This is a genomic window from Coprococcus sp. HCN-4056 (assembly GCF_037892645.1).
Taxonomy (GTDB): domain Bacteria; phylum Bacillota; class Clostridia; order Lachnospirales; family Lachnospiraceae; genus Coprococcus; species Coprococcus ammoniilyticus.
Map to the genome: position 1 here is coordinate 127,283 of NZ_JBBKBL010000005.1, position 16,264 is coordinate 143,546.

At 42.6% G+C, this 16,264-nt stretch carries 10 protein-coding genes; all 10 read right to left on the reverse strand.

All coding sequences use genetic code 11. The annotated features are described in order from the left end of the window. Positions 1-13 precede the first annotated feature (13 nt). Positions 14-5,914 carry a leucine-rich repeat protein gene (locus tag WKT03_RS08975; protein ID WP_340391633.1) on the reverse strand — a complete coding sequence of 1,967 codons (5,901 nt, stop codon included), beginning with the start codon at positions 5,912-5,914 and terminating at the stop codon, positions 14-16. A 59-nt stretch (positions 5,915-5,973) separates the two neighbouring features. Continuing rightward, positions 5,974-6,624 (reverse strand): TetR/AcrR family transcriptional regulator, encoded by a 651-nt coding sequence (locus tag WKT03_RS08980; RefSeq protein ID WP_340391634.1) that lies wholly within the window; start codon positions 6,622-6,624, stop codon positions 5,974-5,976. Between the two features lie 115 nt (positions 6,625-6,739). Next, positions 6,740-7,222, reverse strand: a complete 483-nt coding sequence (locus WKT03_RS08985; protein WP_021943570.1) for a flavodoxin — start codon at positions 7,220-7,222, stop codon at positions 6,740-6,742. 138 nt (positions 7,223-7,360) lie between these two features. After that, positions 7,361-9,778, reverse strand: a complete 2,418-nt coding sequence (locus WKT03_RS08990) for an HAD-IC family P-type ATPase (protein ID WP_117785283.1) — start codon at positions 9,776-9,778, stop codon at positions 7,361-7,363. Positions 9,779-9,920: 142 nt separating this feature from the next. Beyond that, positions 9,921-10,448, reverse strand: a complete 528-nt coding sequence (locus tag WKT03_RS08995) for a phosphatase PAP2 family protein (RefSeq protein ID WP_117785382.1) — start codon at positions 10,446-10,448, stop codon at positions 9,921-9,923. A 109-nt stretch (positions 10,449-10,557) separates the two neighbouring features. Next, on the reverse strand, positions 10,558-11,541 hold the full coding sequence (locus WKT03_RS09000) for a hypothetical protein (RefSeq protein WP_173789137.1): 984 nt from the start codon (positions 11,539-11,541) through the stop codon (positions 10,558-10,560). Between the two features lie 218 nt (positions 11,542-11,759). After that, complete coding sequence (locus WKT03_RS09005) at positions 11,760-11,885, reverse strand: hypothetical protein (RefSeq protein WP_021943566.1); 126 nt, start codon at positions 11,883-11,885, stop codon at positions 11,760-11,762. Positions 11,886-11,968: 83 nt separating this feature from the next. Continuing rightward, on the reverse strand, positions 11,969-12,433 hold the full coding sequence (locus WKT03_RS09010) for an Hsp20/alpha crystallin family protein (RefSeq protein WP_021943565.1): 465 nt from the start codon (positions 12,431-12,433) through the stop codon (positions 11,969-11,971). 347 nt (positions 12,434-12,780) lie between these two features. After that, positions 12,781-14,574, reverse strand: coding sequence for an ammonium transporter (locus tag WKT03_RS09015; protein WP_021943564.1), 1,794 nt, complete (start codon positions 14,572-14,574; stop codon positions 12,781-12,783). Positions 14,575-14,911: 337 nt separating this feature from the next. Then, entirely contained in the window at positions 14,912-16,084 is a 1,173-nt protein-coding gene (locus tag WKT03_RS09020; RefSeq protein ID WP_021943563.1) for a sugar transporter, read from the reverse strand. Positions 16,085-16,264: the final 180 nt, after the last annotated feature.

Genomic DNA, 16,264 nt, shown 5'->3' on the forward strand with positions numbered 1-16,264 from the left:
CTTTGTCTTGATCTTATTTTGTTATCTTGACCTTCATTACTTTACTGTATTTACCATATACTTTCCTGCCTGTGGAATCCTTCTTATATGCACGGACCCGTACATAATAGGTCTTTCCTTTTTTCAGCTTCTTTATGGTCTTCGTTCTCTTCGTTGTATTGACGACCTTCTTACTCTTGGTGAACTTAGAATTGGTCGCGTATGTGATCTGATATCCCTTTGCCCCGGATACCTTGGAATACTTCACAACCAGATTCTTGCCCTTCGTATTCGTAACCTTAAGTCCGGTTGTCTTCTTCACCTTTACCTTCGACCACTTCGCATATACGGTATAATTCTTCTTTGAACCTTTCTTGATCGAGGTTATCTTCTTCGTATAATTACTATTTGTATACCATCCCTTGAATGCATATCCTTTCCGGGTCGGTTTCTTTAATACAACCTTCTTCGCTGATGTATAGGTCTTCGGATTCTTCTTGTTATTCTTACCCTTATTTAACTTATAAGTAATCTTATATTTTTTCTGGCTCAACTTGCTGACCTGACGTTTCTCAGCCTGTTTACATACGGAACAGGTTCTGCTTTCTTCCCCTGCCTTTGAGGTAGTCGGCTTCACTGTCACTGTCCATGCACTCCAGGTATGACCCTTTGCTGCTATACTGACATTTGTCTGCACTGTCTTTCCACATGTATCACAAACGTAATGTCCGCTTCCTGCCGCCGTACAGGTTGCTTTCTTATCTGTTATCAGACGTTTTGCCTCATGATCACAGATAAGCTGTGCCAGCTCTCTTCTCTCAACCGCTCCACATACAGAACAGGTTCTTGTTTCTTCTCCTGCCGCATCATAGGTAGCAGGTGTAACAACCTTCCATTCTCCACAGGTATGTTGATCCGCAAATTCAACCACGATCTTCTGTGGTTTTGTCACATTTTTGATCGTATACTTTCCATCTGCAAATTCTATCCTTGTGCCATTTGCAGATACAAGAACACATCGACCGGCTGCAGCCTTAACTGTAAAGGAATAATCCTCGCCATAACTGATCGTTTCTCCCTCTTTCTCCGGAAGGATCGTATAATCATCCCCACCGGATGGGATTGTAACCTCATACCGGTTCGGGATCACATCTTCTGCTTTCACATCTATGATGTAGTCTTTTCCAATGTTCTTAATGGTATAGCATCTGCCATCTGTCTTAAGTGCCTCTGCCACTTCATCAGACAGTTTATAATAGTTGCCATCAAATCCCCTCACCGCTTCGTACACATAGACAACCGCATGGGCATTGCTGTATCGATCTCTTGCCGATAATGTATAGTCTGAGTCTTCAACTACGTCGCCACCTGTCTCTTCCAGATAGTCCCGCGCATTCTCTGTAAGTGTAACTCTGTAATACTCGATGATTCCGTCAGGTTTCGTATTTGTCGCTCTGTTCATCGAAAGCTTAAGATCCCGACCGGTTACATCCGATTCCTCTAATCTGACACCGACTGTTTCACTCTCTGCCTTCCAGTTATTCTCATAGTACTTTATGGCTGCTAACTGATATTCTGCCTCTTCTAATTTCTCGAACCGATAAGAGCCATCTTCTGCTGATGTCGTCTTTTTTGTATCATCGTTTCCTTTTAATTTAACTGTTACACCCGGCACAGGATTGCCTTCCGGATCGCGAACAGTTCCGGAGATCGCATAGGTCTCTATATTCTTTTCAAAGATTGCTGTGTAGGTCTCACCCTCAAAAACACCGTTTACCGCAGTTGGATAGAGTCCGGTTATGGAATAGGACGGACTACCCTCCTTGCTGTCAACCCACTTCACGAAATGCCAGCCAAGATCTGCTACCGGAAGAACTCCCTTTGGCGTTCCACTTACTGCCTTGATCGTCTCTGTCAATTCACCGGAACCGGTCTTGTCACCTACCCATTTTACTGTTCCATGCTCGCCGGCCTTGTAGGTAAATGTAACCTCTGTTTCCTTTGTTGTGATCTCTACCGTAAGATTTGCCGAGATATCGGATATCGTATAATTGCCATCCTCATCCGGCGTCAATGTCTTGCCTTCTAAGCTTACCCCTTCTAATATGCATCCTGTATCCGGTGTTACTGTAAATACAACAGTCTCACCGGTCTCGGTGATAAGCTCTTTCACTTTCTTCTTATCAACGCTTGCCGATGCATAACTACCTTCCGTCAATTTAAATTCCAGAGTGTACAGGTCATATGCTTCTGCATATACATCCTTATCTGTAGTTAATACATGCGTGAAATCATACAAGGTCGTAAGTTCCTTATCTTCATACCAGTCGAATGTATGAATCGTATCATTCTTTCCTGTTACAGTCGGTGCCTGAGTCTCGGTAACTGCATGGTTGTAATTCGTATATCCATATCCTGCAAGATCTTTACCACCGGTCGTATAATGGAAGGTCATCTGCATAACGCTTCTACTTGTTTCTTCCTCTGTTAAATCAAGATACGGATATCGTTCGATTTCTGCTCCGCTTATTATCTGTTTCCATACAAATAACTGCTTTCCTCCGGAAGCCTTCAGATCTTCATTGATACCATTCTGCAGCTTCCAGGCAGCCTTACCGGATTCAAAATCTTTCACTGTCATAGCTTCATTATCAGTAAATGTCACCTTATGTCCCTTCAAATCCATGGAATATCCGTAAGCTTCCACATCAATATCTCCCACATAACAGCAGGCAGATACCACTGCATTTCCCAAATAAGATGAAACACAACCTGCAATAGGCGCTGCAAATGCATGCGGTTCATTATTCTGGAAGCTGGTTGCAACATTTGTTGTCTTTATATTCGTGGAATAATTATAGCAGTCTCTTATCAGAGCATTCTCTACCCCTCCTACAATTCCTCCGGTATGGGAACCACCTTCAACATCTCCTGTATTATAACAGCCGTAGATCGTACCCTTACTACATATTGCATAAGCAGCAATACCTCCGGCGCAACTGTCCGAAGCTGTAACAGCTCCTGTATTATAACAATAATAGATTCCATACTGTGACAGAGAAACCGGAACCAATTCCTCCGCTTCCGTAGAACCGCTTCCCGAATCATCTGAAGATCCGCCGGATGTATCTTCCCACCCCCCAATGGATGGATTTACGATTATTACATCACCGCCTTCTGCCACACCGGTTCCTGCTGCAATACCTCCGACATATGTTCCTGTAAGTGCTCCTTTATTATAGCAGTTAGCAACATATCCCTTGTTATCTCTTACAATACCGGCTGCCTGACCGGTTGATGTAATTGGCGCTTCATTATAACAGTTCAGGATTTTGCCCTTATTCCAATCACAAATTCCTCCCACATCTCCGCTAATGCGTCCTCCGGTATTGTCGATTGCTCCACGATTGACACAGTTTTTTACAATGCCATAATTCATATCTACTATGCCAAAGCAATTTTCACGCTGTTTATCGATCCATTCTACATCTGCTGTATTCACACAGGCATCCATAATTCCATAATTCTTATATACAAAAACAGCACCGCCATGCCCACAATATTTTGTGCGCAGTCTTCCGGCTGTACAGTTCGTAACGGATCCATTATTGAAACCTGCAAATACTGCACATGCAGTTACATAAGACTTCTCTATCGTCAGATTCTTTAAAGCTCCCGATCTGCCAATATATCCGATCAGTCCGCCCTGATTATCATAACCCGGATTTTTCCGATACAAGCCCCGGATCGTCTTATGATTTCCGTCAAAAACTCCCTGATACATAATGTTATATTTCGTAAAATTAACATTATAAGATCCGAGAGATGGCCAGTTGATCACATTTGTCGTTTCATCTGTCCATACATCCCATTCACTTGTATCATTCATCTCGATATCATTGCAAAGAACGACATTCTCCGACAGATGTGCCGTAGCATCATCTCCGTTTCCATTTACATAATCAGCAAACCAGTATAACTGTCCAGCATTGCTTACTGCATAGTATCCTATGTAGTTTTCGTCTAATCCAAATGCCTTACAATTCTCTGCCGTGACCTGCTCAGCCGGCTGATAAGAACCATCCACCGTTGCAAATCCGTTTTCATCATAGGTCAGGCTCTTGCTGACTTCTCCACATGTACTACATTCTGCCGTATAGGTATATATGCCATCCTTTACACCGGCCAATTTCCAACCCACCTTTTCCTCATGGAAAGTGATGTGATCTCTTGGCACACCAAAGGTCTCTGTCAGGCATCTGTAAACCTCAAATGAATGTACTGTATAATACATCATCTTTAAACTTTTCCCTATCGTCTCTTTCGATGTAGTTCCATAATCTGTTAAAGTTAACTGCAAAGAATCCTTATCTGTGTGCGGAATCTCCACTATCGTTCTGTTCCACGAACCACAAAATACATTCATATTTAACTCTTTTAAAGAAAGAGGCAGCTTAATCTCACGTTGTTCTTTCAGATTTGTATTATTTTCTTTATATGTAGAAAATAAGCCTTCCGGCAAGGTATTCAAGGCACATCCGTCTTCAAATGTTATGTACTTGATTTTTGCATTTCCGCCACCATCCAATGAAGTCGCTGTAAAATCCGTCAAGCATTTTGGATATTCAAGGCTTCGCAGATTACTGATGCTAAATGCCCGAGTTCCAATGGTAGTCACGTTCTGCATATACGGCAGCTCGGTTATATATATATAACGGAACGCTTCATCTTTAATTGTCTTAACACTGTCCGGAATCCGAAGTGATGATACCTTTGAGCATCCCATGAAAGCCTGCTCTTCAATCATCTCTAACTGATCAGGAAGTTGTATATCGGTAACATTACCGCAATATGCAAATGCTGCTTTTCCAATTAATGTCACGGAATCCGGAATTGCGATCTCCTGTAATCCGTCACAGTCATAAAATGCACATATACCGATCGTTGTGACTGTGCCAGGAATCACAAGCTTCTCTATCTGATCCAGATTTCGGAATGCTGATTCTCCGATCGTTGTAAGTCCTTCCGCTAATTCAACATCTTTCAAAGCGTAACAGGCATAAAAAGCTTCCTTTCCTATGCTTTCAACCTTTGAGCCTTTTTCGAACCGGATTGTCTCAAGATACTGTGAATTATAAAAGCACCTCTCCGGTATCGTTTCAATGGAAGCCGGAACCGTAAATTCTTTTAAAGACTTACAACCGTAAAGTAAATATTGAACATTCTTTCCAAATGAAGTAAGCTTGCATCCTTCCTCAAATGTAATCTTCTCCAGTGACTCATCCATATAGAACATGCCATGATCGAACGAACCTGAATTGAATTCTGTAACAGATGCCGGAATCGTGATCTCCTTCAGCTTCTTCTGTTGCTGCACCAGTGCTGTTGTTAATTTCTGCATCGTACTTGGAAGATAGATATATTCATACTGGAGATTTTCTGGTGGACTATATACATTAAAATATGTCAGTCCTTCTCCAACTTCTACCTGCACGATATTGTACTTGGCAAATACGTCTGCATAACCTGAGAATACACTAAACTCACCAGCCCTGCTGCTGTTTGTATCTACGCCTCCATATGTGATCGTAGCAATATATTTTTTCACTGATGTATCTTCTGTATCCACTGCATCTGCTGTGTCTGCCGTAGCTTCCGTATCTGCTGTATTTTCTGCAGCTGCATAGATCCGCCATATATTTCCGTTGCTATCTTTTTCCTCCACCAATGGTTCACCAGTCTTCTGATAGTGATATCCGGTTTCTTCATTGGTTACTTCACCAGTATCTTCACCAGATTCTGCCCCGGCCGCGTCATCCGTCTGTGCATATGTTGTCACAGACCCATAAAGCGTTATCGGCGTCGCAATCGCAAGCATGGCAAGCATGGCGGCTGCCAGATAATGCTTTTTTCTCTTTGTTTTTAATTTACTCATATTTACCTCCCTTTCATTCATGCACGTATCCCTTATATCCCTAGTACCCCTGCATCCTGTTATACGGATGCTGTCGCATAGTTTATGATCATTTCCTTTAAACGTATCAACTCCGGCATATAATCCCTGTTATCCTCTGCGCCCCATATAAAGCCTCCCGCGTAGTAGGTACATGCTGCCATCATCGTATGTACGGTCACACGGATAAATTCATCCTCCGGTATATCCGTGCGAAGGGTATGATCTTCCTTTGCTTTCTCATACATCATATGCAATCGGGTATCAGCCGAATACACCGACGTATGAATATTCTCAAACTGTTCCGGATCTACGCCCTCATGTGTGACGTAGTGATTAAAGTTATCATTGTACTGAAGCAGTTCCTTATGGTTCAGATACATTTCAATATAACTGTCCAGCGTGAATATGAATCGATCGATCGCCGGAATATCCTGAACCGATGAAATCGGTCTGTTTCTATCGAGCTCATCCAGATATGATTTCCACTGTGCCATACAGACTGCGATCGCCAGTTCTGTCTTATTCGAATAACACCGGAATAAGGTCGCCCTGCCGATACCGACCGCCTCTGCGATCTCGCCCATACTTACCGCTTCAATCTTCTTTTCTACAAAGATTCGAAATGCAGTATCCAGGATCCGCTGTCGTCGTTCATTTTCTTTTGCTTTTTGTTTCTCTGATTTGTTCATTACCATGTTCCTTTTTGATACGTACTGTATCATTAATTTTATAGGAAATAAAATGTGATGTCAATACGCACAAACACCTCTTATATATGTATGATTCTTCCGGGGATGCAACGCCCTACTCTGCGATCTCTTTCGCCCAGGCACGAAGCTCCGCTTCTGAGATACTGCCATTTAACAGCTTGCCTTCCTTGATAATGGTATCTGCTGCAACGCTGCCTTTCAGATTCTCAACAGTCTTACCGAATCCGCTTCCGCCGGAGGTTGCAAATAACACGATCTTCTTACCGGACAGGTCATACTGCTCTAAGAATGTGTTAATGATCGTCGGTGCTACATACCACCAGATTGGGAAGCCTACAAAGATCACGTCATAGTCTGCCATATTAGAAACCTTTTCTGCGATTTCCGGTCTAGAAGATTTGTCTGCCATCTCTATGCTGCTTCTGCTCTTTTTATTCATCCAGTCCAGATCTGCTCTTGTATATGGCTGTACCGGTTTGATCTCAAAAAGATCTGCATCTGCTGCCTTTGCCAGTTTCCCTGCTGCCTTTGCAGTAACTCCGCTTGCTGAAAAATATGCTACTAATTTCTTACTCATAATGATAATCTCCTTTTCTTTTATTTTTCTTCTATTATAACTTACTTTCTCACTATAGTCCTTTGACTTCGCTCCAAGTCAAGGATTTTTTCTGACCTCAAAAAAATTAGGCAGCCCTGCTTTGTAGGCTGCCTGTCTCTATTTAAGCTCCAGATATTTCTTAAGCTTTGGCTTTTTCTTTTTATAGTATTCCTGCAGCTTCTCCACCAACAGGGTGAGGTAGCGGAACAGGGATTCTGCCGCGAATCCGAATACCACCATAAGCAGTACGCAGATATTTGACAGATCAGTCAATGCAAATAACTTCTTCAGGAAAAATCCTGAGAATATAAATCCAACGATGTTCAGTCCGATCACACCATATTTCATCTTGTTTAACGGCTCACTGATCTTAAACAGGATCATAAAGCCAACAACGCAAAGCACCATTGTTGCGATCGTACCGATGCTTTCTCCCGGCAGGGCAAATACCTCACCGCAGATTACCAACGCACCAACCGCAATTACATCAGTAAGGCCACCCGGAAATGCTTTGAACATAACATTTGTAAGGAAATGTCCTTTGATCCGGTCTCTGTTCGGTTCGAGTGCCAGCAGAAATCCGGGAGCACCGATCGTAAACATACTGACCAATGAGATCTGTGCCGGTTCCAGCGGATAGGTGATCATAAAGATAACCGAGAACAGCGACATCAACAGTGAGAATATATTCTTAACAAGGAACAGACTGGCGGAACGCTGTACATTATTTACAACCCGTCGTCCTTCGAATACCACATCCGGCATATGTGCAAAATCTGAATCCAGCAAAACGACCTGTGCTGCCTGTGTGGCAGCCTCACTACCGGACGCCATCGCCACACTGCAATCCGCATCCTTCATTGCAAGGATATCATTGACACCATCCCCTGTCATCGCCACGGTATGCCCCTGCTTTTTAAGTGCCTGCACAAGCTTTTGCTTCTGCTTCGGCGTCACACGGCCAAATACCGTATATTCCCGTACGGCTTTCTTAATCTTCGTATCCGTATCAAGTGTCGTCGCATCCACATAACTTTCTGCGTTGTCAATACCCGCCTGAACTGCGATCTGTGATACCGTCTTTGGATTATCACCGGATATAACCTTGATCGCTACATCCTGACTCTTAAAGTATGCAAAAGTCTTTACCGCATTTTCACGAATCGGATTTGCCAGTGCCACAAAGCCAAGCGGTGTTACTCTGTCAGATAATCCATTTGCAATACTGCTTCCTTCATATCTTCCAAATAACAGCACACGATCTCCCTTTTCGGCATAAGGAAGGATCTCTTTCTCGATTGACGCATAATCATCCCGCATGATGAATTCCGGTGCGCCAAGCAGATAGATGCCATCCGAAAATGTAATACTGCCGTATTTCAAACTGGATGAAAATGCCAGACGGTCAAGCGGTACTCTGTGTTTTCCGACACTACCGTCTGCCTCATCGGCATATTTCTTCAATGCCTCCATCGTAGCGTTATTATCCTGTGACGCTGCTGTATAATCAATCAGCAGCCCTTTTAATTCGTTCGTCGTCTTTAACGGATTCCGGCTATCCTTACTTAAGAATACATCCTTGATACTCATAACCGGTTCTGTGATCGTTCCGGTCTTATCCACGCACAGCACATCGACACGCGCCAACGTCTCGATACTTTTCATATCATGCAGCAGGACTTTTCGTTTTGCCAGATTCATCGTACTGAGTGCCAGTGCGATCGTAGTAAGAAGATATAACCCCTCCGGGATCATACCAAGGATAGCTGCAACCGTCGAGGTTACACTCTTCCGGATCGAGTCATCATTTACGAAATGGCTCTGCCAGAACAGAATAATACCGATCGGTATAATGATGATACCAACCCATTTTACGATCAGGTTGATCGACCGGATCATCTCGGACTGTTCACCGCTTCCCATGGTCTTTGCTTCCATGCTGAGTTTTGAGATATAGGATTCATTTCCGACCTTTTCCAGTCTGGCATAACATTCACCAGACACCACAAAGCTGCCGGATAACAGAGAACTGCCGCTCGTCTTTTCTACCTCGTCCGCTTCACCGGTAAGGAGGGATTCATTTACCTGAATGCTGCCATCGATAACAACCGCATCTGCACAGATCTGCTTTCCGGTTGTCAGTAAAATGACATCATCCTTTACCAGTTCTTCCGAACGGATCTGCTGTAAAACCCCATCTCTGACTACATCTGCATGAGGTGCATTTAAGAAATTCATTTTTTCCAGTGTCTTCTTCGCACGCAGCTCCTGTATGATACCGATCAATGTATTACCTATGATGATCGGCAGAAAGGTCAGGTTCCGAAAAGAACCAACTAGGATCAATAATACTGTGATAATAAGAAATATTAAGTTAAAGTATGTAAGTGTATTCGACAGAATGATCTCTTTCGTCGTTTTATCCGTCGATATATCGGTCTGATTCGTCAGCCCTTTTTCGATTCGTTTCTTTACTTCGTTTTCTGTCAGTCCCCGGATCGAAGGATTGATCTGATTTGCATTTGTATCGTCCATAAGATTTCCTCTCTGGTCTGTGTTCTTAAAACTTTTACACCATTCTACTACATTCTTATGGAAAGAAAACGAAAATAATTGTTAAATTTTGTTAATTCTTTATTCGCCTTTATTCAGGTGATAACCAGCCCCCATTTTCTTTCTATCCGTTCATTGAACCAAACTTCAGTTTCTTTCTTGTAATCAGATATGCTATTACTCCACACAGAATTCCAACCAGAATGCCACCTAAGATATCGGTCGGGTAATGCACATACAGGTATAGTCTGGAAAATGCGATCAGCACCGCAAGCACCAGTGCCGGATACCGGTATTTCTCTTTTGCAAAAAACAATGCAGTTACTGCTGCAAAGGACGCTGCCGTATGACCGGATGGGAATGAATAATCTGTCGGCTTCTTCACTAACAGAGAAATCGCTGTATTTACATCAAAGGGTCTTGTCCTTGCTACCGCATTCTTCAATATGCCATTACAAAATATAACATCAAATACCAGTGCAAGTGCCATCAGGATTCCTGTCTTTCTGTGTTTCTTACTGATCAACAGCACGATCGTAAGTGCGATCCAGATGAACCCTGCATTTCCAAGTGTCGATACAAATGGCATCACTACATCAAGAAATGCATTTCTCATATGCTCCTGTATAAAATCCAAAATCGTTAATTCCATCTGATTCACCTTTTGTCCTCCTGCCTGTATGTAAATCGCAAACTATTTCTACCGGTCTGCTCTGTCGCTTCACTTATGCAAGTGATTTTGTATGTCTTTCAGATAAGTATCACTTATTTATTTTTCCCTGGAGGATCTTCACCCCACGAACAATCATGAATACACCTACGATCAACAATGCCGCTGACATTACCGTTGGAAACAAAGAACCCATAACAATCGTGAGGCTGGCCGTCTGAATGAGCATAAAAATAAAGCTAAGCACACTAATGCCATTTACTAATATAAAGCCGGCTCCAACTACAATACATATGACTCCGGCATAAATATTCGCGCCTTTCCGAACTGCGGAACCAACCTTTCTTGCCTGCTCCCGCTGTGCAGGATCCATATCCATGCCGTTCATCATCCGATCAAATTCCGGTGACAGTCCACTCCCATATCCTACAGCATCATCATTTACCTGACTGGTATAGACCTTCTTTCCAGCATCTCCTGAAAATGGTGTACCCGGAGTTCCCTGCTGCCATTGTGAATCCTGCCCGGTATCTGTAGCCCATGGTGATGTTCTCTCGCTATTTTCTATTATTATGTCTGCGGGTTGGCTGCCATACACACCATATGGGCCGTTGTATCCGGACTGACTGTTGTATCCGGACTGACTATTATATTCGCCATATTGACTGTTATATCCGGAAGTCTGAACGACATCATCGCTGTCTCCTTTTATAAAGTTACGAATTCCCTGGATCAGAAGTAGCACTCCTATGCCCCCGAAAAACAGAAGGAAAAGTCTCATGACACCTAGTCCTTTTGCAAAAAGACCTACAAAGCCAAAACTCATGAATACCAAAGTTCCCAGAATGCAACCCAGTAATTGTTTGACCCGATTGGATACACTTTCCATCGAATTAATAAACAATACGATTCCTGTCAATGCAAATATCAATCCGAATCCAAGTACGATCCCCCATGTTAAGATTCCTCCCTGATCATACAGGTTTGTTATGCCCCAGACTCCGAGGGCAAGCATCATCACACCAAAGCAAAAGAAAACAAATGCTCCTATTTTTGCTCCTTTTTGTTCCTGCATAAAACCACCTCCGTTTATAGAGTATCACAGAACTGTGTTTTTTTGCACTCCTCCATGTATATTTTTTCGATTTTGTCACCAAATGCCTTCGATGAAAATGCTTCCGATGATACTTCTGTTCCTATAAAGCAAAAAAATCCCCCGCACTTGTCTCCTGTAGTTCTTCGGGCTACAGGCAAATGCGGGGAACCTTTTCTTTATTTGTTGATTTATTCACTCTAATAAGTATGTTTCTTTGACTTTGGTGCTGCAGCTTCAACCTCCTGTGCATTATGATTAGCTGTTGCACATACCTTCTGAACTGCTTTCTTTTTCTTCAATGGATGCTTTGGATTCTTATCCATGATCTACACTCCCTTTCTTATATCTGTATACATATACATAAGGGGTCATGTTTTTTATTCGCACGGCTCGATATCAACACATTTTATTCGATGGCAATGAAGTTCTCCTTTTCGATTGCTTCCGGTGCTTTCTTTGGAAGGGTCAGACGAAGAATACCACTTTCATATTTTGCATGTATATCCTTCTGACTGATACCGTCACCAACATAGAAACTTCTGCTCATACTGCCGGCATAACGTTCACGTCTGATATACTTACCGTTCTTCTTATCTTTCTCATCCTTATCCAGACCTTTTGCAGCGGAAATGGTGATGTAGCCATCTTCCAGTTTGACATTTACTTCATCCTTCTTAAATCCAGGAAGATCAATGTCTACTTCATAGCTATCATCTGTTTCACGGACATCCGTCTTCATCATGTTCTTAGCATGTTTGCCATACAATGGGCTTTTCTCTGGAAACATTTCCTTTTCAAATTCCTTACCGAATGGGAAATCATCCATCCAATCATCAAATAAACTTTCTCCAAAAATACTAGGTCTTAACATAAGTCATTACTCCTTTCAATTTCAAACCAGTGTCGGAAATCTCAGCTCCTTATGGAACCTTGAGGCACTTAGACTTTTGTATGTTTAGCACTGTCAGAGAAACCTGAGGTGTCGAATTTGTATGTTATAAGTTCCGGGATTTTTTCTTTTATCTTCTTTCTTAATCCCTTTCCTTATCTTTAGCTATGTTATAGCACCGTTTATTAGCACTGTCAATAGGCGAGTGCTAATTTTTTGTGAAGATTTTGTGAACTATCTGATTTCTATTTCTACACTTAAAAGAAAAAGCCAGACCGGCACTCACCGGTCTGGCTCTTTCTTCTATATAATTATAGGTTATTTGTAATTTACTCTACATCCTGTAAAGCTGCAAAGTCTTCCTCACCGGTACGAACCTTAACAACCTTATCAACACTGTATACGAAGATCTTACCATCACCGATATGTCCGGTATACAGAGCCTTCTTAGCAGCTTCAATAACTGCGCTGACAGGAATCTTGCTGACTACGACTTCTACCTTAACCTTTGGAAGAAGGGTTGCATCTAATTCAACACCACGGTACATCTCGCCGGCACCCTTCTGGATACCACAGCCCATAACCTGATTCATTGTCATACCTGTAACACCGAGGTCATTTAAAGCTTTCTTTAAGATCTCAAACCGTGCAAGCTTTGCAATGATAACTACCTTGTAGATACCGCTTGGAGATGCTGTAACAGGAGCCTCCGCAACCTTGACTGCTGCATTCTTTAATGTGTCAGAAGCCTTATCATAATCAGCTACACCAAGATCTGTATTTTCATTTACATCCATTGTCATTGTATTTGATACATCAACGATACTGAAGCCAGCATATGCAGATGGAAGACCATGCTCGCATGAATCCAGACCAACAATTTCCTCTTCCTCTGATACACGAAGGCCGAAGATCTTTTTAATAAGAAGGAATGCAATTGTAATCGTAACTGCTGTCCAGAGGATGGTCGCGCCCATACCTACGAACTGAATACCGAGCTGCTTGAAACCACCGCCATAGAATAAACCTTTGGCTGCAATCTGGTTTGCACCATATGTTACGCCATCACCGATACCTCTTGCAAATGCAGGAGCTGTATCTGTAGCGAAAAGACCAACTGCGATTGTTCCCCAGATACCATTTAAGCAGTGAACTGCAACAGCACCTACAGGATCATCAATATGTAATTTGTAATCTAAGAGCCATACACCGAATACAACCAATACACCGGCAACAGCACCGATCACGATAGCACCGAAAGCATCACAGACATCACAAGGAGCTGTAATTGCTACCAGACCTGCAAGAGATGCATTCAGACACATTGAAACATCAGGCTTACCATATTTTACCCAGGTAATGATCATTGCTACAACTGTTGCAACAGCAGGAGCAATTGTTGTTGTTACGAATATGGAACCAAGTTCTGAAACGGTTGTTGCTGCTGCACCATTGAATCCATACCAGCCAAGCCAGAGGATAAATACACCGAGACAACCGATTGGAAGGTTATGTCCTGGGAATGCATTTACTTTTTCAACCTTACCATCCTTGCCCTTTACAAACTTACCGATACGAGGTCCAAGGATTGCTGCACCGATCAATGCACAGATACCACCAACCATATGAATACAGTTAGAACCGGCAAAATCATGGAAGCCCATCTGAGCCAACCAGCCGCCGCCCCATGTCCAGTGTGCCTCAATCGGATAAATAACTGCTGAGATAATTGCTGAATATACACAATAAGAAATGAATTTTGTACGTTCTGCCATCGCACCGGATACGATTGTCGCTGTTGTTGCACAGAACACTAAGTTAAATACGAAGTTGGACCAGTCAAAATTTGCATAATCAGTAAATATGTCAAATCCCGGTTTACCGATCAAACCAACCATGTCTTCACCAAGTAAGAGTCCAAAACCAAGAAGGATAAATACAACTGTACCAATACAGAAGTCCATCAGGTTTTTCATCAGAATGTTTCCGGCATTCTTTGCTCTGGTAAATCCTGTCTCTACCATCGCAAATCCTGCCTGCATCCAGAATACCAATGCCGCTCCGATCAGGAACCAGACACCGTACACTTCACCAGAAATTGCATCTAAAATTTCACTTGTCATAGTTCTTACCTCCTAAAACTCAAAAATGCGATACATGGAGACTTATCCTTAACAGACGCCCCATTGCATCGCATTTTACTTCATTTTTCCCCTCATCCGGTCCGCGCGTATAGCCGGATATCAGGTTTTTCTTTGTCCTGTACCGGGGAACTTATACCTCCCGATAAAAGAAAAAAGCACTACGAATATTTCGTAGCGCCTTTGCTATGTCCATGAGTATAGCACCGGGGATTACTCATGTCAACGATAAATTTATATTTTTTTTAGAGATTATTAACCATGCCTTTTCCAACTGATCATCACAGTTTATAGTTTCGCATTCTATACAAGTATTTATCTACTTTCTCTTCATCTGTGGGATCAGTATAAAGCTGCAATACAGGATTGCTATAACTGCCATGATCCCCCCTGCAAATCCGATATACCCCATCGATGCATGTGTACATACCAGACCACCGATCCAGGTTCCGCATCCGATTCCCAGATTATAGATTCCTGAGAACATCGACATGGCCACAGCGGAGGCTTCCTCCGGAACCGCTTTGATCGTCTCTGACTGGAAAGTAACGCTAAATGCCGTTACAGCCATACCCCACAGCATACAGATCAATATCATTGTCCATGTAAATTTCGATGCCGGTTTCAGGCAAAGCATGACAACAGCGATCAATGTGATCGATGCACGGATAAAATGATATCTGTGTTTGTCATATACACAGGAGAACAGAAAACTTCCAAGAATTCCGGCAGCTCCAAACAACATTAAAGTTATAGTAACAAGATTATCCTTAAACATTGCTACCTGCTTCAAAAACGGCTCAATATAGCTGTAGCCTGTATAGTATGCACCCGCAACTAAGAACGACATTAATATGATCCCAAGCATAACCGGGTTCTTCAATATCACCGGCAGTTCTTTCATTTTAAAGGATGTACCGCCTTCAACCTTCGGAAATACAAATGCCATATAGATAAGGGCAAGAAATGCAACAACTGCAACACAGAAAAATGTCATTCTCCATCCTACATATAATCCAACGATCCTTCCAAGCGGAAGTCCAAATATCATCGCAATGGATGTACCGGTTACTACCATACTCATCGCAAACGACCTGAACTTCTCCGGCACGATCTTAACTGCTGCCGGTGATGCGATCGACCAGAAGACCGCATGCGCACAGGCAACTATGATCCTTGCCGCCATCAGCATCGCATATCCGGTTGCAACCGCTGATAATATCTGACCGATTCCAAATAATGCAATCGTTCCCAGCAGCAGCTTTCGGAAGCTGATCCTTGATGCAAGCAGCATGAGTGGCAGTGATAACAGCATAACCGCCCATGAATATGCTGAGATCAGCATCCCCGCTTTTGCCTCCGTGATCCGAAAATCATCTGCTATATCAGTCAGAAGACCGATTGGCATGAATTCCGATGTATTAAATATAAATGCCGCTACCGTCATTCCGATGAGCGGCAGCCATTCCCTGATAGTTAATTTCTGATTCATTCTGTGATTTTATCCTTTCCTGTAAATTCCTGTATTTTTCTATTTAAACATTTACCGTTTTGCAACGCAGTCTGTTAATATGTATCCATATCATGCAGCGCATTTTTATTTCCATAGTAATTCTATTATCGGCTCCCCAACTCCGCAAGTCAAAAAAATAGTCTTCTTCTTGTAATTTTT